Below are 21,633 nucleotides of genomic sequence, written 5' to 3'. Positions count from 1 at the left end.
GCGGATACGGATTGCGGGCGATGATGGGGCCAGAGTGTCGCACGGCGCGGCGCGGCCCGCCGGCCCAGGGGTGGATCGAATCGCGCACCCCCCGGCGCTGAAAGCAGGGCCACATCCAAAGCGAACGCCAAGTTAGCCGAAAACTATTAGAAATCAATACTCTAATGAATTAAACTCATGCCAAAGCAATCAATCATTGGCGATCCTTCTTCATGGCTTTACTTCCCATCCTTCGCTACCCCGACCCGCGCTTGCACAAGAAAGCCAAGCCCGTGGCCGAGGTCGACGAGCGCATCCGCCAGCTGGCCCGCGACATGGCCGAGACCATGTACGACGCGCCCGGCGTGGGCCTGGCCGCCACGCAGGTGGATGTGCATGAGCGCCTGGTCGTGATCGACGTGTCCGAAGACGGCAACCAACTGCTGACGCTGATCAATCCCGAGATCACCTGGCATAGCGACGACTACAAGATCTACGAAGAAGGCTGCCTGTCGGTGCCGGGCATCTACGATGAAGTCGAGCGCGCCGCCCGCATCCGCTGCAAGGCGCTGGACATCGACGGCAAGCCCTTCGAGTTCGAGGCCGACGGCCTGCTCGCGGTCTGTGTGCAGCACGAGCTGGACCATCTGGACGGCAAGGTGTTCGTGGAATACCTGTCGAACCTCAAGCAGAACCGCATCAAGACCAAGCTGAAGAAGGCCGAGCGCGAAGCCGAGCGCGCCTGATCTTGCAAGGTGAGCGCTGCGGGCAGGCGTTGAAATGTCCGAATTCGATGCGGTGTTGTTGTAGAGGCGCGCGCTGGATGGAAGCTATCCCGGCGGATGGAAGGCAGTGGTGCCGATGGGTCGCTCAAAACGTCCTTTCCCAGTCTGCGGTAGCCCGTTGAGGCTCTTTTCCTCATCACGCTATTACACTTCATGGTTCCTCCGGGTCGGAGTCCGTGAGGGGGGAGATGCGTGGTACGGGATAGTGGCACAGCGCATGGATGGTCGATGAATCCCTGGCATTACTGAGAGACCACATGAGACTTACAGATGAAGAGCTGTTGGCGTTGCTCTCCGATCTTGAATCGGATCGGGTGGAGCGCAAAGAGAGCTTCAAGGGCGAATCACCGGACAAGGTGCGTCAGGCTGTCTGCGCATTTGCCAATGATCTACCCGGGCACGGAAAAGCCGGCGTTGTCTTCATCGGAGTCAGGGATAAGGATGGGACTCCGGTTGGTTTGGACGTGACCGATGACCTGCTGCTCACCCTGTCCGATATTCGCTCGGATGGAAACATCTTGCCGCTGCCCAGCATGCTGGTTGAAAAAAGGGCTCTTCCTGGTGGTGATGTTGCGGTCATTACCGTCATGCCTGCTGACGCGCCACCCGTGAAATACAAGGGAAGAATCTGGATTCGCACGGGGCCTCGGCGGGACACCGCCAGTGCGCAGGATGAGCGAGTGCTGACTGAACGGCGCCGTCACCGTGATTTGCCGTTCGATTTGCAGCCGATCTCATTTGCGACGTTGGCCGACATCAATCGCAGCGCGTTTGAATCTGACTATCTGCCGGGTGCATTTTCCGCGGATGTACTTCAGGCAAATCACCGCACCTATGAAGAGCGTCTGAGTGCTTGTCGCATGATCGAATCGGTAGCATCGGGCATGCCCACGGTGTTGGGCGGTCTCGTGGTCGGCACTCAGCCGCGCGACCTGATCCCTTGCGACTATGTTCAATTCCTTCGCATCGATGGGGCGGAATTGGATGCGCCCATCTTGGATGAGTCAGTGATTGACGGACGCATCGGGGAGATCCTGAGCCGCCTGGACGACAAACTGAAGGCGCATATTTCCGTCGGCGTCGATTTGACGTCCAGGGACATGGAGCGACGAGTAGCCGCCTATCCGTTGGCGGCGCTTCAGCAATTGGTGCGCAATGCCGTCATGCATCGCACTTACGAGGCGACCCATTCCCCAATTCGCATTACCTGGTTTAATGACCGTATCGAGATCATCAGTCCGGGCGGACCGTATGGCGTGGTGAATTCGGTGAATTTTGGGCAGCCCGGTGTTACCGACTACCGCAATCCTCATCTGGCGGAGGCGTTGAAGGTGCTCGGTTATGTGCAGCGCTTTGGCGTTGGCATTGCTACAGCGCGGCGACTTTTGGCGGAGAATGGCAATCCGCCTCCGGAATTCACCGTCAGTCCCACGCATGTTCTGGTCGTTGTTCGGAGCGCGGCATGACAATTCCTGTGCTCACCTTCTTCAATAACAAGGGTGGCGTTGGCAAGACCTCGCTTGTCTATCACCTTTCATCCATGTTCGCCGAGTTGGGCGTGCGGGTTCTGGCGGTTGATTTGGATCCGCAGGCCAATCTCACCGCAGCGTTTCTGGATGAGGACAAGCTCGCGGACATCTGGCAAGAGGAAACGACCACCGCCACCATCTTCGATAGTGTCAAGCCGCTGCTTGATGTCGGTGATTTCGCGCCAGTTGACTATCAGTCCATCAATTCTAGATTGGCATTGATTCCAGGCGACTTGGGCCTATCTGGCTTTGAGGACCAGCTCTCGGCCACATGGACCGAGGTCATGGATGACAAGAACAAAACCCGACCCTTCCGGATCTTGACCGCTTTCTGGCGCAGTGCCCAGGAAGCCGCGACACGATTTGAGGCGAACTTGATCGTGATTGACGTCGGCCCCAATCTGGGAGCGATCAATCGGGCAGCGTTGTTGGGCAGCAATCATGTTGTCGTGCCATTGGGGGCTGATTTGTTTTCTCTGCAGGGATTGCGCAACCTTGGTCCCACGCTGCGCGACTGGCGTGATGGATGGAACAAGCGGCGTGACAGTTGGGGGATGGCGACTTTTGCGTTACCTAGTGGTGATATGACGCCCGTGGGCTACATCGCCATGCGTCATGGTGTACGCCTGACTCGACCGGTCAAAGCCTACACACGCTGGCTTGAGCAAATTCCCAGGGAGTTTCGATGCAGCGTGCTGGGTGAAAATCCAGGGAAAAAGCGGTTGCCCAGCATAGAAGAAGACAATTATTGTCTGGCGATGCTGAAAAACTACAACAGTTTGATGCCGCTGGCGCAAGAAGCGCGCAAGCCCATTTTTTCGCTGCGCGCGGCAGATGGCGCTATTGGATCGCATGCAAATGCGGTTCAAAAGGCCTACGGTGACTTCAAGGTGTTGGCTAAAGAAGTCGCCAAACGGATCGACCTTGCGTTGCCAGATGACGAGTGGGATTGATGAGCTGGCGGGATTGAATCCGTACGGTTTTGATGTGCCCCCTCGCCATTGAGACATAGGTTCAGGAAACACTATCCTGATCAATAGCGCCCTAACAACCTCTGAATTTCTGTATTCCCATGCGTCTCGTATTCGCCGGCACGCCGGAGTTCGCTCGCATCGCCTTTGACGCGTTGCGGGCGGCCGGCCATGACATTCCCCTGGTCCTGACCCAGCCCGACCGGCCCGCCGGCCGTGGCCTGAAGCTCACGCCCAGCCCGGTCAAGCAGGCCGCGCTGGACGCCGGCATCGCCGTGGCCCAGCCGCGCAGCCTGCGACTCGACGGTCGTTATCCCGACGAGGCCGCCGAGGCGCAGGCGCAACTGCGCGCCATCGCGCCCGATGTGATGGTGGTGGCCGCCTACGGCCTGATCCTGCCGCAATGGGTGCTGGACCTGCCGCGCCTGGGCTGCCTGAACATCCATGCCAGCCTTCTGCCGCGCTGGCGCGGCGCGGCGCCGATCCAGCGCGCCATCGAGGCCGGCGACGCGCAGACCGGCGTGACCATCATGCAGATGGACGCGGGCCTGGACACGGGCGACATGCTGCTGGAACGCGTGGTGCCGATCGGCGCCGAGACCAATGCCGCGCAGTTGCGCGACGCGCTGGCCGAGGCCGGCGGCGAGGCCATCGTGGCAGCGCTGCGGGCGCTGGCCGCCGACGGCCTGCCGGCCCGCAAGCAGCCCGAGGCAGGCGTGACCTACGCCGCCAAGCTGGACAAGGCCGAGGCCGCGCTGGACTGCGCGCAGCCGGCGAGCCTGCTGGCCCGCCGCGTGCGGGCCTTCAATCCGGTGCCGGGCGCCAATATCCGCCTGCCCGGCCTGGACGATCCGGTGAAGATCTGGCGCGCCGAAGCCGTTCCCGCGCCGGCGGGCGCGGTTCCCGGCAGCGTGCTGCGCGCCGATGCGGATGGCATCGACATCGCCACCGGCGAAGGCGCGTTGCGCTTGCTGGAGTTGCAGAAGGCCGGCGGCAAGCGCCAGCCAGTGGATGTGTTCGTGCGGGGCTGGCAGCCGGCCTGAGGCGCTGTCGCGTCACGCGCCGCGTCTGCGTGCTGCGGGAGCCGGCGGCGCAGTCTGCCGGATCGCGTCAGCGGCATCGACGACGGACGTGCGACGGATGCGCGCCGGTTTCACCGGGCCTGCGCGGCCAGCAGGTCCAGGTAGGCGCCGGACAGCAGCTGCGCAGGTTTCACGCCCAGGCTGGCCAGCAGACTGTGCGCCTCGACCATGCCGGTCTCCGCGCTTTCATCTTCCCGCAGCACCACTTCCAGCTCCAGGAATTCCCCCAGCCCTTCGACGCGGTCCAGGTGGATGCGGGTGCGTCCGGCCATATAGACCCGTCGCTGCTTGCGCACCCGGCCGATGACGCCACAGGCCAGCTGCAGCGTCTCGCGCAGCGTGTCGGGCGATGCCGTGGGCGAGATCACATAGAAGCTTTCCTTCGGGCCGGCGTCGTCGGCGCGGCGGTAGAAGATCAGCTCGCCATGGCCGTCGGCGAAGGCGCGCAGCTTCAGTCTGCCTTGGGCGCAGGCGAAGAAGGTGTCGTCCTGGGCGATGGCCTGGGGCGGCTGGCCCGACAGCGACGCCGCGATCGGCTCGATGGCGGCCAGGCTGTCGACGCGCGCCTTGATTTCGACGTTGCGGGCCATGCACGACTCCAGGTTGTGGGCGCAGGGCCGCGCCCGGGTTTCAGTACAGCGTCTTGGCCACGCGCGCCGGAAAATCGCGGTCGTAGGCGACGCCGTCGAAGGTGCCGGCCGTCAGGTCGGACAGGATGCGGCCGGCGCTGGGCAGGGCGCTGCGCGGCACCTGGGTGGACGCGTCCCACAGGCGCGAGCGCAGCAGCGCGCGCGAGCACTGGAAGTACACGGTCTGCACCTCGACCACCAGCACCGAGCGCGGCAGCTTGCCGTCCATGCCGAAGCGTTCCAGCAGCGCCGGATCGGTGCTGATGCGGCCCAGGCCGTTGACGCGCAGCGTCTCGCCCACGCCCGGCACCAGGAACAGCAGGGCGACGCGCGGGTCGGCCAGGATGTTGCGCAGGCTGTCGATGCGGTTGTTGCCGCGCCGGTCGGGCAGCAGCAGGGTTTTCTCGTCTTCGACCACGACGAATCCGGCTGGGTCGCCGCGCGGCGAGGCGTCCAGGCCGTCCGGTCCCGCCGTGGCCAGCATGGCGAAGGGCGAGGCCTCGATGAAGGCGCGGTAATGCGGGTGGACGTGGTCCACTTCCTTCTTCAGCGAGGCTACACCGGGTTCGCCGTACAGCGCTTGCAGGGCGTCGGAGTCGGTGACGAGATGGTCGGGATCGAGGCGCATGATGACGTGAAGGGCAAGGGTCAGGTCAGGACGGCGGGCAGTTCCGCCACGGTCAGCAGCAGTTCATCGGGCTGGCGTTCGCGCAAGGCGTCGACATGGTTGTAGCCCCAGCCCACCGAGGCGATCCGCACGCCGGCCTTGCGCGCCGCTTCGATGTCGCGGATTTCGTCGCCCACCAGCAGGAAGCGTTCCGGCGCGATCTGGTGCCGCTGCAGCAGGCGGTCGATCTTGGCGGCCTTGCCGAACAGGTCGGTGCCGCATTCGTAATCGTCGAACAGCGCGGCCGCGTGCGGCCCGAGCACGCGCTGCACGTTCTCGACCGAATTCGAGCTGACCACCGCCAGCCGCAGGCCGGCGGCCTTGAGCGTGGCCAGCACGTCGACCATGCCGTCGAACAGATGCACGGACGGGTCGATGTCGCGCATCAGCTCGCGCATGTGGGTCATGATGGCGGGCAGCTTCCACAGCGGAATGCCCAGGTACTTCAGGATCGCCATCGGATCGCGGTGGCGCAGCTGCTCGCGCTCGGCCGCGTCGATCTGGCGAAAGCCGTATTTCTCGGCCACGGTGTTCAGGACGGAGTTGAACCAGGGCATGGTGTCTGCCAGGGTTCCGTCGAAGTCGAAGGCGGCGAAGTCGTATTTCAAGAATCGGATCCGGTGCCAGCCAGGCGCGGGGCTACTGGCCGTTGGGGTGTAGCAGGTAGTGCACGACCGGCGCCAGCGCTTCCAGCGGCGGCGCGCCGGCCACCACGCGGCGTGCGTCGGTCCAGGGATAGTCCAGCGCCGTCAGCCAGCCGAAGACCGCGCCGGCGTCGTCCGGCGGCAGCGTGACCATGGTCTCGATGGTGATGGTCAGGCGCTCTGCGCGATACGGCTCGGACTGGAAGTTCCAGTCGTAGCGGCCACAGCCGACGCGCACGGCGCCGCCGGCCTTTTCGGTCATGCCGACCAGCCAGTCGCAGCGATACTCGGACAGCCGCTGGCCGGCCTCGGGGCGCGACAGGTAGAACGTGAAGACGTTGTCGTAGGTCTGGCCGAACTTGCGCACCAGCGTGTCGGTGATGGCGGCCAGGCCGTGCGATTCGGGCGGAAAGGCGATGGCCTGCGTGCGCAGCGCCATCTTCAGCACGGCGTCGGGCGCGAAGGCGCGGGCCATGTACAGCGGACGGTTCTCGTCCTTGGCATGGAAGTAGTCGCGCAGGACGGATTCCGTGCTGGAGTGGGGCTGCGGAGCATGGGTCATTGCGTGGGTTTCCATGTCGATGATGACGGGACCGCCCGATCCGGCCGCGTCAGGCGGCCTTGACCGGCTCGAACCACTTCGAGACGATCGGCGCCTGGTAGGCGGCGTAGCGGTCCAGCAGCGCGACGGGGTCCTGCTCGACCACCAGCATGTCGCGGTGCTGGGGGCGGATGAAGGATTCGGCCACGGCGTGGTCCAGGAACTGGAGCATGGCGTCGTAGTAGCCGGCCACGTTGAGCAGGCCGCAGGGCTTCTCGTGCATGTTCAGCTGGGCCCAGGTCCAGACCTCGAAGAATTCCTCCAGCGTGCCGGCGCCGCCGGGCAGGGCGATGAAGCCGTCGGCCTTGTCGATCATCATGGCCTTGCGCTCGTGCATGGTCTGCACCAGGTGCAGCTCGGTCAGGCCGCGATGCGCGTGTTCTTTCTTGAGCAGCAGTTCGGGGATCACGCCGATCACGCGGCCGCCGCCGGCCAGCACTTCATTGGCGACCTCGCCCATGATGCCGACCACCGAGCCGCCGTAGACCAGGCCGATGTCGCGCTTGACCAGCTCGCGCGCCAGCGCGCGGGCCTGTTCGATGTAGTCGGGGCGGTTGCCGGGATTCGAACCGCAATAGACGCAGAGATTCTTCATTGTTCTGTCCGGAAAAGCGATAGTTTACGCAAGGTTGCGCGGCGCTTCAGCGCGGGGCGTGGCGCGCTTGTCCCTGCGCCGGCCGGGCGTCGTGCCGGCTTGCCGCGGCCTGCAATTCCTGGTGATGGGTTTCGGCCCAGCGATCCAGCGCCAGCAGCGCGACGTTGAGCGAGCGGCCCAATTCGCTCAGGCGGTAGCGCACATGCGGCGGTACCGTGCGCAGGTCCTCGCGCAGCAGCAGCCCGTGGCGCTCGAGGTCGCGCAGGGTTTGCGTCAACACCTTCTGCGAGATGCCGTCGAGCCGGCGCAGCAATTCGCCGTTGCGCATGGGGCCGTCGGCCAGCGCCGGCAGCAGCAGCGGCACCCACTTGCCGGAGATCAGCTCGAGCGCGTGGCGGGAAGGGCAGGCGGCGTTGAAGACGTCGGCGGTCGGCGTGGGCGTTGAGGGCGTGTCCATCGTTACCAGAAAGTGCGTACTGTTCCGCGCCCACTATAGCCCGTAAGCTGGGCGGCCTCGAAGTTTGCACAGGAGGCCGCGATGGCCTGGTGGTTGTTGATCGCCGCGAGCGCGGCGGAAATCGTGATGGCGCTGGCCTTGAAGTACGCGCAAGGCTGGACGCGGCTCTGGCCCAGCGTGCTGGGCGTGGCGGCCGCGCTGGGCAGTGTGTTCCTGCTGACGTTGGCGCTGCGGCAGCTGCCGGCGGGCACGGCCTATGCGGTCTGGACAGGCATCGGCGCGACCGGCATCGCCGTGCTGGGCATCGCGCTGTTCGGGGAGTCGGCGTCGCTGGCGCGGCTGGCCTGCATCGCGCTGATCATCGGCGGCGTGGCCGGATTGAAGGCGCTGGAGGGCTGAGGGCGGGGGCGCTGCCGCCGCGCATGTCGCGGCGCGCGCGCCAGGGCCGACAGGCGCGGCCACGGCGCCGCAAGAGGATGCCGTGGCCCGCGCGCAGATTTACAGCTTGTCGGCCCAGAGGTCGTACTCGTCGGCGTCGGTGACACGCGCGCGCACCAGGTCGCCGGGCTTGAGCGGTTGTTCCGAGCTGACGTAGACGCAGCCGTCGATCTCTGGCGCGTCGGCGCTGCTGCGGCCCACGGCGCCGTCTTCGTCGACCTCATCGATCAGCACGTCGATCTCGCGGCCGACCTTGGCCTGCAGGCGGCTGGCGGAGATGGCCTGCTGCTGTTCCATGAAGCGTTCCCAGCGTTCCTGCTTGACCTCGTCCGGCACGGGGTTGTCCAGCAGGTTCGCCGGCGCGCCTTCCACCGGCGAATACTGGAAACAGCCGACGCGGTCGAGCTGGGCTTCCTGCATCCAGTCCAGCAGGTACTGGAAGTCTTCCTCGGTCTCGCCGGGGAAGCCGACGATGAAGGTCGAGCGGATGGTCAGGTCCGGGCATTGCTCGCGCCAGCGCTTCACGCGCGCCAGCGTCTTGTCCTCGAAGGCCGGACGCTTCATGGCCTTCAGGATGCGCGGGCTGGCGTGCTGGAACGGAATGTCCAGGTACGGCAGCACCTTGCCTTCGGCCATCAGCGGAATGATCTCGTCGACGTGCGGGTAGGGATACACATAGTGCAGGCGCGTCCAGACGCCCATTTCGGACAAGGCCGTACAGAGCTCGGTCATGCGGGTCTTGACCGGGCGGCCGTTCCAGAAGCCGCTGCGGAACTTCATGTCCACGCCATAGGCGCTGGTGTCCTGCGAGATCACCAGCAGTTCCTTGACGCCGGCCTTGACCAGGCGCTCGGCCTCGCTGAGCACGTCGCCCACAGGCCGGCTGACCAGGTCGCCGCGCATCGACGGGATGATGCAGAAGCTGCAACGATGATTGCAGCCTTCGGAGATCTTCAGGTAGGCATAGTGGCGCGGCGTGAGCTTGACGCCTTGCGGCGGCACCAGGTCCAGGTAGGGGTTGTGGTCCTTCTTGGGCGGCGCGGCATTGTGCACGGCGCGCACCACCTCTTCATATTGCTGCGGCCCGGTCACGGCCAGCACGCTGGGGTGCACGTTGCGGATCACGGACTCTTCCACGCCCATGCAGCCGGTGACGATGACCTTGCCGTTCTCGGCCAGCGCTTCGCCGATGGCTTCCAGCGATTCGGCCTTGGCGCTGTCGATGAAGCCACAGGTGTTGACGACCACGACATCTGCGTCGTTGTACTCGGGCGTGACTTCGTACCCTTCGGTGCGGAGCTGGGTCAGGATGCGTTCGGAGTCGACCAGGGCTTTCGGACAGCCCAGGCTGACGAAGCCGACTTTGGGGGAAGACATGGGATACCTCGGTGGGCGCTGCCGGCGCCGATGATCAAATAGTGCGCAATTTTAGCGCGGCGGGGCAGGGGGCGGTATTTTACCGGGTTGGGGCGTCCGTGCCCGCTTGGGGCCAGGAACCTCACGGCGCCCCGCGCCGATACAGCGCCAGCGTGGCGGCCAGGCCCATCATCAGGCTGCCGCAGACGCGGTTCATCCAGCGCAGGCCGGCGCCGCGGAAGGCGCGCACCAGCTGCGCGCCCAGCGTGGCATAGGCCAGCATGGTCGCGACGTTCATCAGCGCCAGCACGGCGGCCAGGGTGGCGTACTGGGCGAACAGCGGCGCGGCGGGATTGATGAACTGCGGCAGGAAGGCGGACATGAACAGCAGCGCCTTCGGGTTGGTCAGCGCCACCATGAAGCTGCGCAAGCCCAGCTTGAAGCCGCTGGCATGGCGCGCGCCGGCATCGTCGGCCGGCATGACGAAGGCCGCGTCCGAGCGCAGCATCTTCCAGCCCAGCCAGGCCAGGTAGGCCGCGCCAACCCATTTGACCGCCTGGAAGGCGACCTCGGACGCCGCCAGCAACACGCCCAGGCCGGACGCCACCGCGCCGACCAGGATCATGTCCGCCAGCACCGCGCCGGCCATGCCCCAACAGGCGACGCGCACGCCGTGGCGCGAGCCGTTGCTCATGGCCAGCAGTACGGTGGGGCCGGGGGTGACGATGGCGACGGCCGAGGCCAGGACGAACAGCAGCAGGGTGGCGGTGGACATGAAGGGCTCCGAGGCAAGCGGCCAGTGTGGCGCGGCCGGCGCGGTTCGTCCAGCGAACTGGCTGTCTTGTCAGCGGGGCTGCGTCCAGGCGCGGCGTCGTTTCTGTTGACGTTGGGGCAGGATCAGGATGCGCCAGGAGTCAATGCGCGCCCGGGGACGCTCCTCGATATTCCAAAACGTCATGGGAAGGCGCGCCGCCGCTGGCGACGAGCAGGCGGCGTTCCATGCGCGCCAGCGCCGACAAGGCAGCCAGGATCACCCGTGGATGCGGCGAGCCCTGCAGGCAGATGTCCGCGTCGGCCAGCATGAGCCTGGCCAGACAGGCTGGGCCGGCGTCGTCGTTCACCAGCGCGATCACGCCGGATACCTGCGGACAGTGCGGTATCGCGAAGAAGCGTTGCAGCCAGGCCGATTCGCCTTCGACCAGCAGATAGTGCCGGCCCGGGGCGCCGGCGCGCGCGTACAGGCTGGCCTGGGTTTCGGCATAGAAGCAGATGGCGGAAACGGAATCCCGGACGCTGGCCGCCAGGCGCGCGGCGCGATCGATGTGCTGGGCGTGTACATGCAGGGTATGCAGGAAAGCGAAGTGAGTCACGGGACGGAAGGGAAACAGACGGGATACGGCATTGTCCGAATGCGACGAGGGATTTGGGAATCAGACGGTTCTTAAAACCCTCCCGGGGCACCCACTGGTGAATGAGACAATCAATTCGGAAACGTCTGATATTCCTTGGCGCAGCATCCCGCTCTAATCACTCCCTTGCTGACCGCCGACGCGTGTGCGCCTGTCCTGCCGGGCCTGTTTCGCTCCCAGGGGTAGCAGCGTCCCCAGGAGATTACGAACCATGCTGTCCTATCGCGTCTTGATCGTCGATGATCAGCTATTGCAACGCGAATATCTGAAAAGCCTGTTCATCCAGGCCGGCATCGCGCAGGTGGATACGGCCGAGAACGGCTGTCACGCCCTGAGCCTGCTGGAGCAGCAGCGCTATGACCTGGTCCTGAGCGATCTGCTCATGCCCGAGCTGGATGGCGTACAGCTGATCCAGCGCCTGTCCACCTACGAGGCGCCGCCCTTGCTGGCGGTGATCAGCTCGTCTCCCAAGCGCCTGATCTCCGGCGCCAGCCTGGTCGCCAAGACGCTGGGCATGCGCGTCATCGACCAGTTGTCCAAGCCGGCCCAGCCGCAAGCCATCATCGCGCTGGTGGCCAAACTCAAGGCGGCCTCGCGGCTGAAGGCCGAATCGCTGGTGTCGGGTCAGGTGTTTGATCGTTCCGCGCTGCAGCATGCGTTGGCCTCGGGCGAGGTACGGGCCTGGTTCCAGCCGAAGATGCGCATCGCCGACGGCTCGGTGAGGGCGGCGGAGGCGCTGGTGCGCTGGGTGTTGCCCGATGGCAGCGTGCTGCTGCCTGGCCAGTTCCTGCCGGCCCTGATACTGGACGAGCTGGAAGATGAGCTGCTATTGTCAATGCTCGCGCAGACCATTACCGCGCAGCATGCGTGGCAGCAGCATGATTTCCGGATGGAGGTGTCGGTCAATCTGCCGACGCACCTGCTGCAGGACGCCGACCTGCCGGATCGTCTGTACGACCACGTCATGCGCCTGGGCGGCAGCCCCCAGGACATCTGCTTTGAACTGACCGAGGGTACGACCACGGATGCGATAAGCGACTATTACGCGGGCGCCTGCCGCTTGCGCATGAAGGGATTCGGCCTGGCCCAGGATGATTCCGGCCAGGGCTACAGTTCGGTGTTCAACCTGGTCTCCACGCCCTTCACCGAACTCAAGATCGACCGTTCCCTGATCAGCCGCTGCACGGCCGACGAGGGCGCGCAGGCTGCGGTCGAGAGCATCGTCTCGCTGGGCCGGCGACTGGCCCTGAACGTGGTGGCCGAAGGCGTCGAAACCTGGGAACAGCTGGCCTTGTTGAAGAAACTGCAGTGCGATATGGCGCAGGGTTTCCTGATATCCCGCGCGCTGACTCCGGAATTATTGCTGGGCTTCCTGAAACGGAATCCCATCGTCTCCCGATGATCCGCGCCACATCCCGGCACTCGCGCATCGCCTCCATCGGCGATCTGGCCCGGGTTTCGCTGCGCATGCAGGTCCTGTTCATCGTCACGCTGATCCTGGCCATCATCATGCTGGCCCTGTGCTATTGGATGATCAACAGCCTGATCAACGTGGCCAGCACGGATGCGCGGCAGCACTTCCAGAAGCTGGCCTACAACCTGCACGGGCAGGAGTCGTTCCTGGCCCGCGCCATCAAGAATGAAGCTACCCGGCTGAGCCTGACCGTGGCGCAGGGCGGCCCCACATCGTTCGAGCTGATCGACAGCGACGCCAGCACCTATACCTACGAAGGCCAGAGCGGGAGCCTGGCGATGCCGTACATCATCAAGGTCAGCCGCAACGATTCGTCCGCCGGCGGCGACCACAGCCGGCGGCTGCAGACCGTGGCGGCCGGCCTGGCGAACCTCTACGGGTCCTACCGCAGTCCCTGGCAGCAGCCCGGGATGCAGGTGTTCCTGCTTGACCTGAACAGCCCGCTCAGCATCTCCGTGCCCTGCTCCGAGGATTCCATGACGGATGACGTGCATCGCTGGTGGCGCTGTCCGCTGTCGGCGAATCGGGTGCGGGAATTGATCTATACCCAGACGGCGAAAGTCAGTCCCAGCGGGCTGCGATGGATCAACGTCAACCTGCCGGGCAACGGTCAGGACCGGCTCGGCTACATCATCTACAGCGCGATCGAGTTGCCGGATGCCTTGTGGGCGCCCGAGACCCCCAAGCGCAACCTGGTGCTGGCCACGTTTTTCGAAATGCGCGACGTGTACAACGGCGACGCCGCATACGGCCGGGCCTATTTCCAGTACCTGGGCACCTCCCCCGGCCTCGCTCCCGCGTCCGACGGCCCCCACGAGCATGGTGCGCTGGAGGAGGTCGAGAGCAATGTGCGCTTTGGGTGGGAAGGGGTGTTGATCGACACTTGGTGCGAGGACGGCTGGGCGGCGGGTTACCTGGTCCCCTATGACCAGTTCTTCCAGGCCGCCCGCTGGCAGCCGCTCTCTTTCGTCGGCTTGCTCCTGCTCTGCGCGGTCGGCAGCATGGTGCTGTATCGGCGCCATCGCAACCTGGTGGTGAGGCCCGCCCAGGCCAGCCACGAACGCGTGGTCGAAAGCGAATCCTTCAACCGGGCCGTGATCGATGCGGCCCGCGTCGCCGTCTGCGCGCTGCGCATTTCCGACCGACAGGTCGTCGCCAAGAACCAGCTGGCGGAGGAATGGCTGGGGGACGTGGAAATCGTCAGGCAGCTGGCCCTGGCGCCGGACGGCGCCGTCAGCGACGTCGAGATCAATGGCCGGCACCTGAGCTTCATCGCCTCGCGCCTGACCTACCGCGGCGAGGAGGTCATTCTTGCCACCTTCAGCGATATCAGCGATCACAAACGCGTGCAGGCCGCGCTGGCGCAGGCCAAGCGCGCCGCCGACGATGCCAACGCGGGCAAGACGGTGTTCCTGGCCACCATGAGCCATGAGATCCGCACGCCGCTCTACGGCACGCTGGGCACGGTGGAATTGCTTGGCCTCACGCCCCTGACCAATCTGCAGCGCGGCTATCTGCGCACCATACAGACCTCGTCCGCCGGCCTGCTCAACGTCATCAACGACATTCTGGACGTCTCCAAGATCGAGTCGCGGCAGATGACGCTCAAGGACCAGCGCCTGGATCCGGCCGCGCTCACCGAGGAGGTGATGCAGTCGTACGCGGCCACTGCTGACGCCAAGGGCCTGCAGTTCTTCGCCACCATCGCCACCGACGTCCCGGTCTATGCGCACGGCGACGCCCTGCGCATCAAGCAGGTGCTGAACAACCTGGTTAGCAACGCCATCAAGTTCACCGAGGCCGGCTGGGTGCGGATCGACCTGGTCAGGGCAGGCGAGGCGGACGGCGCCGCCGTGCTGGAATGGCGTATTGCCGACACCGGCCTGGGCATACCGGCGAACCAGCAGCAGATGCTGTTCCAGCCGTTCTACCAGGCCCATGGCTCGCCCGGCCATACGATGCCCGGCACCGGGTTGGGGCTCTATATCTGCCACAGTCTTTGCGAGCTGATGCAGGGCAGCATCACGCTGGACAGCAGTCCGGGCCGGGGCAGCACGTTCATCTTCCAGCTGCCGCTGCGGGTGACGGCGGACGCCGCGCGCCTGGCTGGCGGCGGTGAAATCGCGCCCGCGCCCGCGGTATGGGTGCGCGCGCCGGTGGCCGACGTGGCGCAGGACACCTGCGCGTGGCTGGCGCTGGCTGGCGCCAGCGCGCGGCCCATCCACGGCAGCAGCGTGCCCGCCAAGCGGGACGGCATCCTGGTGGAATTGCTGCCCGAGCGGCTGCCGCCGATCGAATGGAATGGTCCGCGGGTGTCGTGCATTCCAGACGGACCGGACAAGCCGCAATGGAGCCTGTCCGAAATACATGTCACCAGCCATCTGCGGCACAGCATCGTCGAAGCGGTCGCGCTGGCGCAGCGCGAGCGGCCGTCGGCCGACCTGCCCGCGACCGACGGGGACGCCGACGATGGCCGCGCGTCCGAGTACCGGCCGGATGCCGGCTTGCGGCGCCTGGGACTGCGGGTGCTGGTGGCCGAGGACAATCCGGTCAACCGGAACCTGCTGGTGCGCCAGCTGGAGGAGCTGGGCTGCGAGGTCACGCTGTGCGCGGACGGGCTGGAGACGCTGGCGCGCTGGAGCGCGGACGAATTCGATGTGCTGGTCACCGACATGAACATGCCGTTGATGAACGGCTATGAACTGGTGCGCACGTTGCGTGCCCGCAGCACCAATGCGCCGATCATCGGCTTGACGGCCGACGCGCTGCAGACGCAACGGGATGCCGGTTTCGCCGCCGGCCTTAACGCATGGGTGGTGAAGCCGGTGGACCTGCGCACGCTGCATGATGCGCTGAGCACCGCCTGCGCGAGAATCATCGGCTCCAAGTTCGCCGGACCGCCGCCGCCGACCAAGCCCAAGGAGCTCTTCGACAGCCATTTGCGCGCGGCCTTCAATACCACCATGCGCGAGGACATGGCGTCGATGCGGGCGGCCCTGGCCGCGCGCGACGCGCCCGCGGCCGTCGCGACCCTGCACCGGATGCGCGGATCGCTGGCCGTGATGAACGCCGAGGACATCGCGCGGTTTTGCGGCGTGCTGGAACAGAAGATCGCCGAGGAAGGAATGACAGCGATGCTCGAGAACGCGGTCAAGAGCACGCTGGCCCAGTTGACCGAAAGATTCACGGAGTTGTAGCCCCCGGGCCCTGTCCGGAAAGATCGCAGGAAGCCTTGTCGAAAGCATCAAAATGGGAGCAAGAAGAATGACACGAATCCTGCTGGCCGATGACCATCAAGTGGTGATCCTCGGCGTTCGCAATGTGCTCGAAGGCGCTGGCCGCCACCAGATCGTCGGGGATGCCACCAATGCCGCGGAGCTGATCCGCAAGACGCGCGAGTTGGCGCCCGACGTCATCATCACCGACTACAACATGCCGTCCGAGGATGGCTACAGCGACGGCTTGGCGCTGGTGCAGTACCTGCGCCGCAACTTTCCCGACGTGCGCATCCTGATCCACACCATGATCACCTCGCCGGTGATCGTCGCCAGCCTTTATGAAGAAGGCGTCAGCGGCGTCGTGTTCAAGAGCCGCGATCTGGGGGAAATCCTGACGGCCCTGGACACGTTGGAGAGGAATCAGGTGTATCGCAGCGGGCCCCATTCCCTGGCGGCTTCCTTGCCTGGCGCCCCGCAGGACGCGGCCACGCGGATCGGCCGCCTTTCGCCCAAGGAGCTGGAAGTGCTGCGGCATTTCCTGGCGGGCACGTCAGTGGGAGAGATCGCGCGCATCATGAATCGCAGCGTCAAGACGGTCAGCACGCACAAGGTCGCCGCGATGCGCAAGCTGGACGTGGAAACGGATCACGAGCTGGTGATGTTCGGCGTCAATTACGACCTTTTCAAATGACGCGTGCGTCTGGAGTCCTGTCGTTGTTCCGTGGCGGGAACAAGGGCATCGAGAGGGAGTTTTTCTCATGAATCGCAGCTTTCCCCGCCGCCGTTTCCTGGGCCTGACGCTCGCCGGCCTGGCGCCGGCCTTGCCGCCTGGCGAGAGCCGGGCGGCGGCGCCTGTCGAAATCACCGTCATGGCCTATGGCGTGGATGCCTTCGACGAGAAGTACACGAGGACGGTGATCCGGCCGTTCGAGGCTGCGCATCCGGGCATCCTGGTGCGCTATTACGCGGTCCGCGACTCGCGCAATGCCCTGGCGGTGCTGCGTTCGCAGCGCATGACGCCGAACATCGACGTCGTGATACTGGACCCGCCCAACGCCCGCATGGCACAGAGCGAAGGGCTGCTTGCGCAGATGAATCCACAGCTCGTGCCGAATGCCGCCGACCTGGGCGTCATGGGCCGCGAGCTGGGATTCTGGGCGCTGCCAGCCATGTATGACTCCATGACGCTGGTGTACGCCAAATCGGCCTTTGCGCAGCCACCCAGGAGCTGGCGCGAGCTGTGGGACCCCAAGCATCGCGGCAAGGTCGCCATTTCGACCAATGCCAACGTCAACGGCAGCATGATCGCGTTGACCGCGCTGGCCAATCGGTTGGCCGGCAGTCCTGATGACGCCGCTGATCTGGATCCCGGCCTCGAGTACCTGGAAAAGCTCGGCCCCAACGTCCAGACCTGGACGCCTCGTCCGAGTCAATACTGGCTGGTGGCGCGCAGGCAGGTGTTGCTGGCCGTGGGTTGGAATTCCCGCAGCCAGAGTCAGATGGACAGCCTGAGCGGCTATGGCGTGACGGTACCCAGCGAGGGAACCGTCGCCGTGCCCATCCTGATCGCCCAGGTCGTCGGCCGGTCCAACGGCAAGGCGGCGCAAGCCTTCATCAATTTTTCACTGGGCGCGCAGGTGCAACAGGCGTTTGCCGAGGCGATGTACTACGCGCCGTCGAACCAGAAGGCCAAGATTGGCGAGGCGGCGCGCGCCAGGATACCGCTGTTGTCGCCGGGCGTCGCCGCCAGGCTGATCCCGCTGGACTGGGCTGGGGTGACGCCGGCCCAGCTGTCCCATATGCGGGCGGCGTGGCTGACGCGCATCATGAAGCCGGCGCCTTAGGCCTGATAAGCCTGTCACTTATTTGAGGGTTATTACTACCGGAATTGTCTGATGGTGCGGTGCGGTGTCGGGTTGTTACCTTAGTTTCCGTGATGAATGCGCCGGGCGCCACAAGGTTCCGGGCAGCCCAGCACGAGACTTCCGACACGTACCTACTTGGCTTATCAGACACTCATGAAACACCGTAACAGCAAGCTCCTCGCCGCTCTCTTGGCCTGCGCCGCCAGCGCGGGCGTCATGGCTCAGTCGAACGCACCCACGTTCAAGATCAACGTCATCGGCACGATTGCGCCGGGCAGTTGCACCCCGACGACGGGCGATTTGACGTTCGACATGAAGGAAATCAATACGAAGACGTTGAACAACGACAAGCCGACCATGCTCGATATGATCACGAAATCGGTGAAGATTACGTGCTCCGCCGACACGTCGATTGCTCTGAGCGCGCAAGCGACGCAAAGTGCTTCGTCGGCATACACGACGAATATGGAGAACCACACCACCGCGAAGACCTATACCTCCGCCAATGCGTTGTACGACCTGGTCAATGCCGCCGATACGAACAGCCGTGTCGGCGTGTTCGCCATGCAGTTCCGGAATTTCACGTACACAGGTGGCGGCAAGGGTTCAACCCCCAGCACGGCATTGATCATCAAGAGCGAAGACAGGAATACGTGGGCCTATCTCGCCAACACGAATGATTGGGATGCCGCGCAGCTCAAGAAGAATGGCAGCAACTTGATCTCGTTCGCCGATAAGGGCGCCAACACTGTGCCCGTCTTGGCTTCAGTCTATGAAGGTCAGCTGATCGTGGCGCCGATGCTCCTGCCCAAGAAGGACCTGATCCTGACCGGGGATCTCAAGTTCACGGGCGGCGCGGTGATCACTTTGAACTACATCTGATTCAGGTCGCATCGCTTAACGCGCGCTTCGATATTCCGAGAGCAACATGAAACATATTCAATACAGCAAGATCCTGCGCGCGGTCCTGGCATGCGCAGCGGGCGTGGCGGTCGTCGTGCCGATAGTGGCCACCGCACAGTCGACGGGCGCGGCATCAACGCCGGCCGCAGCCGGATCGGCGACGGTAAACCTGAACGTCGCCGTGGGAGGTACGCTCACTCCGGGAAGCTGCACTCCCGACGCCGGTGACGTCAACTTCAACTTGAACAAGATCAACGTCGATTCGTTGCGAGACAAGACGGAAACCCCGCTCGCTCCCATCGTCCAGTCCTTGACTATCAAGTGCGATGCGGATACGCGGGTTGCCCTGTCCGCGCGCGGAGATACCAACCTGCCCGTTGCCTCCGAAACCGGACTCACGCATGTGGCCACGGGCATCGTCGCTGAAGCGAAGAAGGGTTATATCTATGACTTGGTCGACCAGGCGACATCGAAGGAGCGCATTGGCCGGTATGTCCTCCAGTTTCGAGATTTCCGTTATACGACTGGATCGTCAAACGGGACACCCCTCAAGGCCCTGGTCGTGACCAGTGCCGATAAGAACACGTGGGTTAACGCTGCGGATTCGGTGGCCCATGCCTCGCAGCTGAAGGCGGATGGTTCCACCTTCGTGAGCTTCGCCGCTGAAGGCAAGGTCTCCGAGGCCGTGATGGCGAAGTTGTTTACCGGCAACATCGTGATCGGCGCGGTCATCCTGCCGAAGTCGCAGCTGAAGGTCAATGCCGATCTGGCGTTTCACGGCACGACCATCATCACTCTCAGCTATATCTGATCCGAAGGTTGGCCGTCGCGAGCGTTGTGCCGGCCAACCGATGGGCATGAACAATGAAACTTCGAATTTTGTTCGCTTGGGCTTGTCTTGTTGCGCCGATGGCAGGGCAGGCGCAGAACCCCTCCTTCAATGTGACGGTGCAGGGAGAACTCAAGCCCGCCGCTTGCACGATGCAGCTTTCTGAACAGGGGGTCTTCAACTACGGCAAGGTGAAGTTGAAGGATCTGAACCGGGATACGTTCACGCTGCTGCCGGTGGTCGATCGGGAATTGCGCATCTCCTGTGCGGCCAAGACCCTCGTGGGGCTGACTGCCAGCGATTCCAACGCCGGATTGGTGCCGTTCAAGGATGCCATTGTTTTTTTCGGTGGACGAGGCAAGAGCTGGTCGGCCGATCGCCAATACGGCTTGCGCGATGAGGCTGGACGCGCCATCGGATCCTGGGCCTTGCTGCTGGTCCCGGGTTTCCTGGTGGACGGTCAAGTCACGGACTCGATCTACAGCGGCGACGGCGGCAAGTCCTGGCAGCCGTCGGTTGGCAACTTCTTCCATGACGACGGCAGCGTGGAAAGCTGGAGCCTGCCCGGTCTGAAGCAACCGGCCTTCGGCAGTGAATTCGTGGGTTCCGTGTGCATCCAGGCCGCGCTGAACCGCAGCGCCCAGCTCGGTGTGTCGGCCGAGGTTCCCTTCAGCGGCAACGCGATCCTGACGCTTGTCTACATCTAGCGGCCGACGCCGCCTCGTGCCGGGAGAGCCGGCTGACCATGAAGCCTTACTTGAATTTCCTGTACGCCCTGACGGGTATTGCATTCAGCGCGGCGAGTTTCGCCGCCTCTCCCGCGTCGCAAGCCGCCAATTGCCGCATCCAGCTGGGCGGCGGCGCCGTGGTCGACTACGGCAAGATCAAGCGCAACCTGCTGCGCGCCGCCGAGGCCGCGCCGCTGCCGCCGCAACAACGCAACATCACCATCAGCTGCGACCAGCCGGCGACGGTCGCGCTGCGCCAATCCGGCGGCGATGGCAGCGCCAGTCCCCTGGCCAGCAGCCGGCTCGGCGTGACGCCGCAGGCCAGCCAGGGCCTGGGCCTGGCGGCTGGCAGGAACCTGGGTGCGTTCGTACTGCGCTGGCGGCGCGATACCGCCACGCTGGACGGCTCGCCGGCGCGCCTGATCGTGTCGTCCGACGGCGGCGCGACCTGGCGCGAGCTGGACGCCGACGCGGCCCTGGACGCCAACGACCTGATCGCCTGGACTCGCGACACGCAGCGTCGCCCGTCCAGCGGCCGCACGCTCGCCGTCGGCGTGCGGCTCGAGGCGGCCATCGCACCGACCTCCACGCTGTACCTGGGCCGCGAGGTCCAGCTCGACGGTGCGATAGATCTGTCGGCCGTTTTCCCGTAGGGCACCTTACCCGATGACCTTCTTCGCGGGCCGGCAACGGCCGGCTTGACCACGTCCATTTTCCTGCTGATTGATATGAAAACCATCCTGACCTGCGTTTCCCTGGCCTGCGCGCTGCTGGCCAACCCCGCCGGCGCCGCCGGCGTCGTTCCCGAAAGCTCGGTGCTGCTTGTTGACGAGGCTACCGGCGAGGGTTCGATGATCGTGCAGAACACCGATACGGCGCCCGTGCTGCTCTACACCACCATCGAGAACATCGCCGAGGACCAGGAAGAGCTGGTCGTCGCCACCCCGCCCATGGCGCGACTGGAGGCCGGCCAGTCGCAGCTGGTGCGTTTCATGCTGACCAAGAAGGAACCGCTGGCCACGCAGCGCCTCAAGCGTGTGTCCTTCGAGGGTATCCCCGTGGCGAGTGGCACCGAAAATCAGGTCCAGACAACCTTTCGCCAGAATATTCCCATGGTCATCCAGCCGCGCTCGCTGGAGAAGCTGAAGGATCCGTGGACGCGCCTGACCGCGACCGTGGACGGTGACCGGCTGAGGTTGTGCAATGACAGTGGTTACGTGGTGCGCCTGGCGCAGCAGGTACGCCTGGACAGCGGCAATATCGCCGTGCTGCTGCCCAAGACCTATGTGCTGCCGGGCGAGCGCCTGGATCTGCCCGTCAAGGGCAAGCAGCCGGGCGCCGCCGGCACGGTCACGATCTGGCCGGCCACGGTTTACGGCTATGCCGTGGGCGCCTATGCCATCACCTTGTCGGGCGCCTGCAAGCCCACGCCAGGGAAATGAGGCCGCGCGCGCACGCGGCGGCGGGCCTGGCT

The 21,633-nt window shown here is 64.8% G+C and carries 23 protein-coding genes; 14 read left to right on the top strand and 9 right to left on the bottom strand.

What is annotated here, in order from left to right:
• Positions 1-212: 212 nt before the first annotated feature.
• The 4 genes from def (at position 213) to fmt (ending at position 4,307) form a co-directional block, all read left to right on the top strand.
• Positions 213-725 (top strand): peptide deformylase, encoded by a 513-nt coding sequence (gene def / locus AC6LJ9_RS12325; RefSeq protein ID WP_212320710.1) that lies wholly within the window; start codon positions 213-215, stop codon positions 723-725.
• 296 nt (positions 726-1,021) lie between these two features.
• Positions 1,022-2,230, top strand: coding sequence for an RNA-binding domain-containing protein (locus AC6LJ9_RS12320; RefSeq protein ID WP_498147765.1), 1,209 nt, complete (start codon positions 1,022-1,024; stop codon positions 2,228-2,230).
• Positions 2,227-3,246 (top strand): ParA family protein, encoded by a 1,020-nt coding sequence (locus tag AC6LJ9_RS12315; protein ID WP_498147764.1) that lies wholly within the window; start codon positions 2,227-2,229, stop codon positions 3,244-3,246. The genes AC6LJ9_RS12320 and AC6LJ9_RS12315 overlap by 4 nt, the downstream gene beginning before the upstream one ends.
• Positions 3,247-3,365: 119 nt before the next feature.
• A complete protein-coding gene (gene fmt / locus AC6LJ9_RS12310) occupies positions 3,366-4,307 on the top strand; it encodes a methionyl-tRNA formyltransferase (RefSeq protein ID WP_498147763.1) in 942 nt (313 codons plus the stop codon).
• Between the two features lie 110 nt (positions 4,308-4,417).
• Here fmt and AC6LJ9_RS12305 read toward each other — a convergent pair whose 3' ends face one another.
• From AC6LJ9_RS12305 to AC6LJ9_RS12280, 6 genes are read right to left on the bottom strand one after another with little or no spacing between them, the layout of a single operon-like run.
• The gene (locus AC6LJ9_RS12305) at positions 4,418-4,936 is read right to left on the bottom strand and encodes a class IV adenylate cyclase (protein WP_498147762.1); all 519 of its coding nucleotides are present in this window, start codon (positions 4,934-4,936) and stop codon (positions 4,418-4,420) included.
• 40 nt (positions 4,937-4,976) lie between these two features.
• Positions 4,977-5,603, bottom strand: coding sequence for a pyridoxamine 5'-phosphate oxidase family protein (locus tag AC6LJ9_RS12300; protein WP_498147761.1), 627 nt, complete (start codon positions 5,601-5,603; stop codon positions 4,977-4,979).
• Positions 5,604-5,623: 20 nt separating this feature from the next.
• Positions 5,624-6,250, bottom strand: a complete 627-nt coding sequence (locus AC6LJ9_RS12295; protein WP_212320714.1) for an HAD-IA family hydrolase — start codon at positions 6,248-6,250, stop codon at positions 5,624-5,626.
• Between the two features lie 31 nt (positions 6,251-6,281).
• Positions 6,282-6,863, bottom strand: coding sequence for a hypothetical protein (locus AC6LJ9_RS12290; RefSeq protein WP_498147760.1), 582 nt, complete (start codon positions 6,861-6,863; stop codon positions 6,282-6,284).
• 34 nt (positions 6,864-6,897) lie between these two features.
• Positions 6,898-7,482, bottom strand: coding sequence for an LOG family protein (locus AC6LJ9_RS12285; RefSeq protein ID WP_498147759.1), 585 nt, complete (start codon positions 7,480-7,482; stop codon positions 6,898-6,900).
• Positions 7,483-7,528: 46 nt separating this feature from the next.
• A complete protein-coding gene (locus AC6LJ9_RS12280) occupies positions 7,529-7,939 on the bottom strand; it encodes a winged helix-turn-helix transcriptional regulator (protein WP_498147758.1) in 411 nt (136 codons plus the stop codon).
• Between the two features lie 81 nt (positions 7,940-8,020).
• On the opposite strand from AC6LJ9_RS12280, the gene AC6LJ9_RS12275 reads away from it, so the two are divergent.
• A complete protein-coding gene (locus AC6LJ9_RS12275; RefSeq protein WP_498147757.1) occupies positions 8,021-8,338 on the top strand; it encodes a DMT family transporter in 318 nt (105 codons plus the stop codon).
• Between the two features lie 99 nt (positions 8,339-8,437).
• Here the strand turns inward: AC6LJ9_RS12275 and rimO are convergent, their stop codons facing one another.
• From rimO to AC6LJ9_RS12260, 3 genes are all read right to left on the bottom strand, one after another.
• Positions 8,438-9,754: a 30S ribosomal protein S12 methylthiotransferase RimO gene (gene rimO / locus AC6LJ9_RS12270; protein ID WP_498147756.1), complete on the bottom strand. Its 1,317-nt coding sequence runs from the start codon at positions 9,752-9,754 to the stop codon at positions 8,438-8,440.
• Positions 9,755-9,875: 121 nt separating this feature from the next.
• Positions 9,876-10,508 (bottom strand): LysE family translocator, encoded by a 633-nt coding sequence (locus AC6LJ9_RS12265; protein WP_498147755.1) that lies wholly within the window; start codon positions 10,506-10,508, stop codon positions 9,876-9,878.
• A gap of 139 nt (positions 10,509-10,647) precedes the next feature.
• Positions 10,648-11,103, bottom strand: coding sequence for a hypothetical protein (locus AC6LJ9_RS12260; protein ID WP_498147754.1), 456 nt, complete (start codon positions 11,101-11,103; stop codon positions 10,648-10,650).
• A 250-nt stretch (positions 11,104-11,353) separates the two neighbouring features.
• Here AC6LJ9_RS12260 and AC6LJ9_RS12255 point away from each other — a divergent pair, with 250 nt between their 5' ends.
• The 9 genes from AC6LJ9_RS12255 (at position 11,354) to AC6LJ9_RS12215 (ending at position 21,601) form a co-directional block, all read left to right on the top strand.
• On the top strand, positions 11,354-12,544 hold the full coding sequence (locus AC6LJ9_RS12255; RefSeq protein ID WP_498147753.1) for an EAL domain-containing protein: 1,191 nt from the start codon (positions 11,354-11,356) through the stop codon (positions 12,542-12,544).
• Positions 12,541-15,813, top strand: a complete 3,273-nt coding sequence (locus AC6LJ9_RS12250) for a hybrid sensor histidine kinase/response regulator (protein WP_498147752.1) — start codon at positions 12,541-12,543, stop codon at positions 15,811-15,813. The genes AC6LJ9_RS12255 and AC6LJ9_RS12250 overlap by 4 nt, the downstream gene beginning before the upstream one ends.
• A gap of 67 nt (positions 15,814-15,880) precedes the next feature.
• Complete coding sequence (locus AC6LJ9_RS12245) at positions 15,881-16,525, top strand: response regulator (RefSeq protein ID WP_103271447.1); 645 nt, start codon at positions 15,881-15,883, stop codon at positions 16,523-16,525.
• Between the two features lie 67 nt (positions 16,526-16,592).
• Positions 16,593-17,678 (top strand): ABC transporter substrate-binding protein, encoded by a 1,086-nt coding sequence (locus tag AC6LJ9_RS12240; RefSeq protein ID WP_498147751.1) that lies wholly within the window; start codon positions 16,593-16,595, stop codon positions 17,676-17,678.
• Between the two features lie 174 nt (positions 17,679-17,852).
• Positions 17,853-18,581 carry a DUF1120 domain-containing protein gene (locus AC6LJ9_RS12235; RefSeq protein ID WP_498147750.1) on the top strand — a complete coding sequence of 243 codons (729 nt, stop codon included), beginning with the start codon at positions 17,853-17,855 and terminating at the stop codon, positions 18,579-18,581.
• 46 nt (positions 18,582-18,627) lie between these two features.
• Positions 18,628-19,413 carry a hypothetical protein gene (locus AC6LJ9_RS12230; RefSeq protein ID WP_498147749.1) on the top strand — a complete coding sequence of 262 codons (786 nt, stop codon included), beginning with the start codon at positions 18,628-18,630 and terminating at the stop codon, positions 19,411-19,413.
• A 53-nt stretch (positions 19,414-19,466) separates the two neighbouring features.
• Complete coding sequence (locus tag AC6LJ9_RS12225; protein WP_498147748.1) at positions 19,467-20,138, top strand: DUF1120 domain-containing protein; 672 nt, start codon at positions 19,467-19,469, stop codon at positions 20,136-20,138.
• A 38-nt stretch (positions 20,139-20,176) separates the two neighbouring features.
• Positions 20,177-20,812: a DUF1120 domain-containing protein gene (locus AC6LJ9_RS12220; protein ID WP_498147747.1), complete on the top strand. Its 636-nt coding sequence runs from the start codon at positions 20,177-20,179 to the stop codon at positions 20,810-20,812.
• Between the two features lie 75 nt (positions 20,813-20,887).
• Positions 20,888-21,601, top strand: a complete 714-nt coding sequence (locus tag AC6LJ9_RS12215; RefSeq protein ID WP_498147746.1) for a fimbria/pilus chaperone family protein — start codon at positions 20,888-20,890, stop codon at positions 21,599-21,601.
• The last annotated feature ends 32 nt before the right edge of the window (positions 21,602-21,633 follow it).

This window comes from Achromobacter sp. 1011811831 (genome assembly GCF_059760905.1).
This window is presented reverse-complemented; position numbering and strand designations above follow the sequence as displayed.

What these genes read in the sequence shown, in the direction of transcription:
- def (WP_212320710.1), top strand. Translation starts at nt 213, where the DNA reads ATGGCTTTACTTCCCATCCTTCGCTACCCCGACCCGCGCTTGCACAAG.
- AC6LJ9_RS12320 (WP_498147765.1), top strand. Translation starts at nt 1,022, where the DNA reads ATGAGACTTACAGATGAAGAGCTGTTGGCGTTGCTCTCCGATCTTGAA.
- AC6LJ9_RS12315 (WP_498147764.1), top strand. Translation starts at nt 2,227, where the DNA reads ATGACAATTCCTGTGCTCACCTTCTTCAATAACAAGGGTGGCGTTGGC.
- fmt (WP_498147763.1), top strand. Translation starts at nt 3,366, where the DNA reads ATGCGTCTCGTATTCGCCGGCACGCCGGAGTTCGCTCGCATCGCCTTT.
- AC6LJ9_RS12305 (WP_498147762.1), bottom strand. Translation starts at nt 4,936, where the DNA reads ATGGCCCGCAACGTCGAAATCAAGGCGCGCGTCGACAGCCTGGCCGCC.
- AC6LJ9_RS12300 (WP_498147761.1), bottom strand. Translation starts at nt 5,603, where the DNA reads ATGCGCCTCGATCCCGACCATCTCGTCACCGACTCCGACGCCCTGCAA.
- AC6LJ9_RS12290 (WP_498147760.1), bottom strand. Translation starts at nt 6,863, where the DNA reads ATGGAAACCCACGCAATGACCCATGCTCCGCAGCCCCACTCCAGCACG.
- AC6LJ9_RS12285 (WP_498147759.1), bottom strand. Translation starts at nt 7,482, where the DNA reads ATGAAGAATCTCTGCGTCTATTGCGGTTCGAATCCCGGCAACCGCCCC.
- AC6LJ9_RS12280 (WP_498147758.1), bottom strand. Translation starts at nt 7,939, where the DNA reads ATGGACACGCCCTCAACGCCCACGCCGACCGCCGACGTCTTCAACGCC.
- AC6LJ9_RS12275 (WP_498147757.1), top strand. Translation starts at nt 8,021, where the DNA reads ATGGCCTGGTGGTTGTTGATCGCCGCGAGCGCGGCGGAAATCGTGATG.
- rimO (WP_498147756.1), bottom strand. Translation starts at nt 9,754, where the DNA reads ATGTCTTCCCCCAAAGTCGGCTTCGTCAGCCTGGGCTGTCCGAAAGCC.
- AC6LJ9_RS12265 (WP_498147755.1), bottom strand. Translation starts at nt 10,508, where the DNA reads ATGTCCACCGCCACCCTGCTGCTGTTCGTCCTGGCCTCGGCCGTCGCC.
- AC6LJ9_RS12255 (WP_498147753.1), top strand. Translation starts at nt 11,354, where the DNA reads ATGCTGTCCTATCGCGTCTTGATCGTCGATGATCAGCTATTGCAACGC.
- AC6LJ9_RS12250 (WP_498147752.1), top strand. Translation starts at nt 12,541, where the DNA reads ATGATCCGCGCCACATCCCGGCACTCGCGCATCGCCTCCATCGGCGAT.
- AC6LJ9_RS12245 (WP_103271447.1), top strand. Translation starts at nt 15,881, where the DNA reads ATGACACGAATCCTGCTGGCCGATGACCATCAAGTGGTGATCCTCGGC.
- AC6LJ9_RS12240 (WP_498147751.1), top strand. Translation starts at nt 16,593, where the DNA reads ATGAATCGCAGCTTTCCCCGCCGCCGTTTCCTGGGCCTGACGCTCGCC.
- AC6LJ9_RS12235 (WP_498147750.1), top strand. Translation starts at nt 17,853, where the DNA reads ATGAAACACCGTAACAGCAAGCTCCTCGCCGCTCTCTTGGCCTGCGCC.
- AC6LJ9_RS12230 (WP_498147749.1), top strand. Translation starts at nt 18,628, where the DNA reads ATGAAACATATTCAATACAGCAAGATCCTGCGCGCGGTCCTGGCATGC.
- AC6LJ9_RS12225 (WP_498147748.1), top strand. Translation starts at nt 19,467, where the DNA reads ATGAAACTTCGAATTTTGTTCGCTTGGGCTTGTCTTGTTGCGCCGATG.
- AC6LJ9_RS12220 (WP_498147747.1), top strand. Translation starts at nt 20,177, where the DNA reads ATGAAGCCTTACTTGAATTTCCTGTACGCCCTGACGGGTATTGCATTC.
- AC6LJ9_RS12215 (WP_498147746.1), top strand. Translation starts at nt 20,888, where the DNA reads ATGAAAACCATCCTGACCTGCGTTTCCCTGGCCTGCGCGCTGCTGGCC.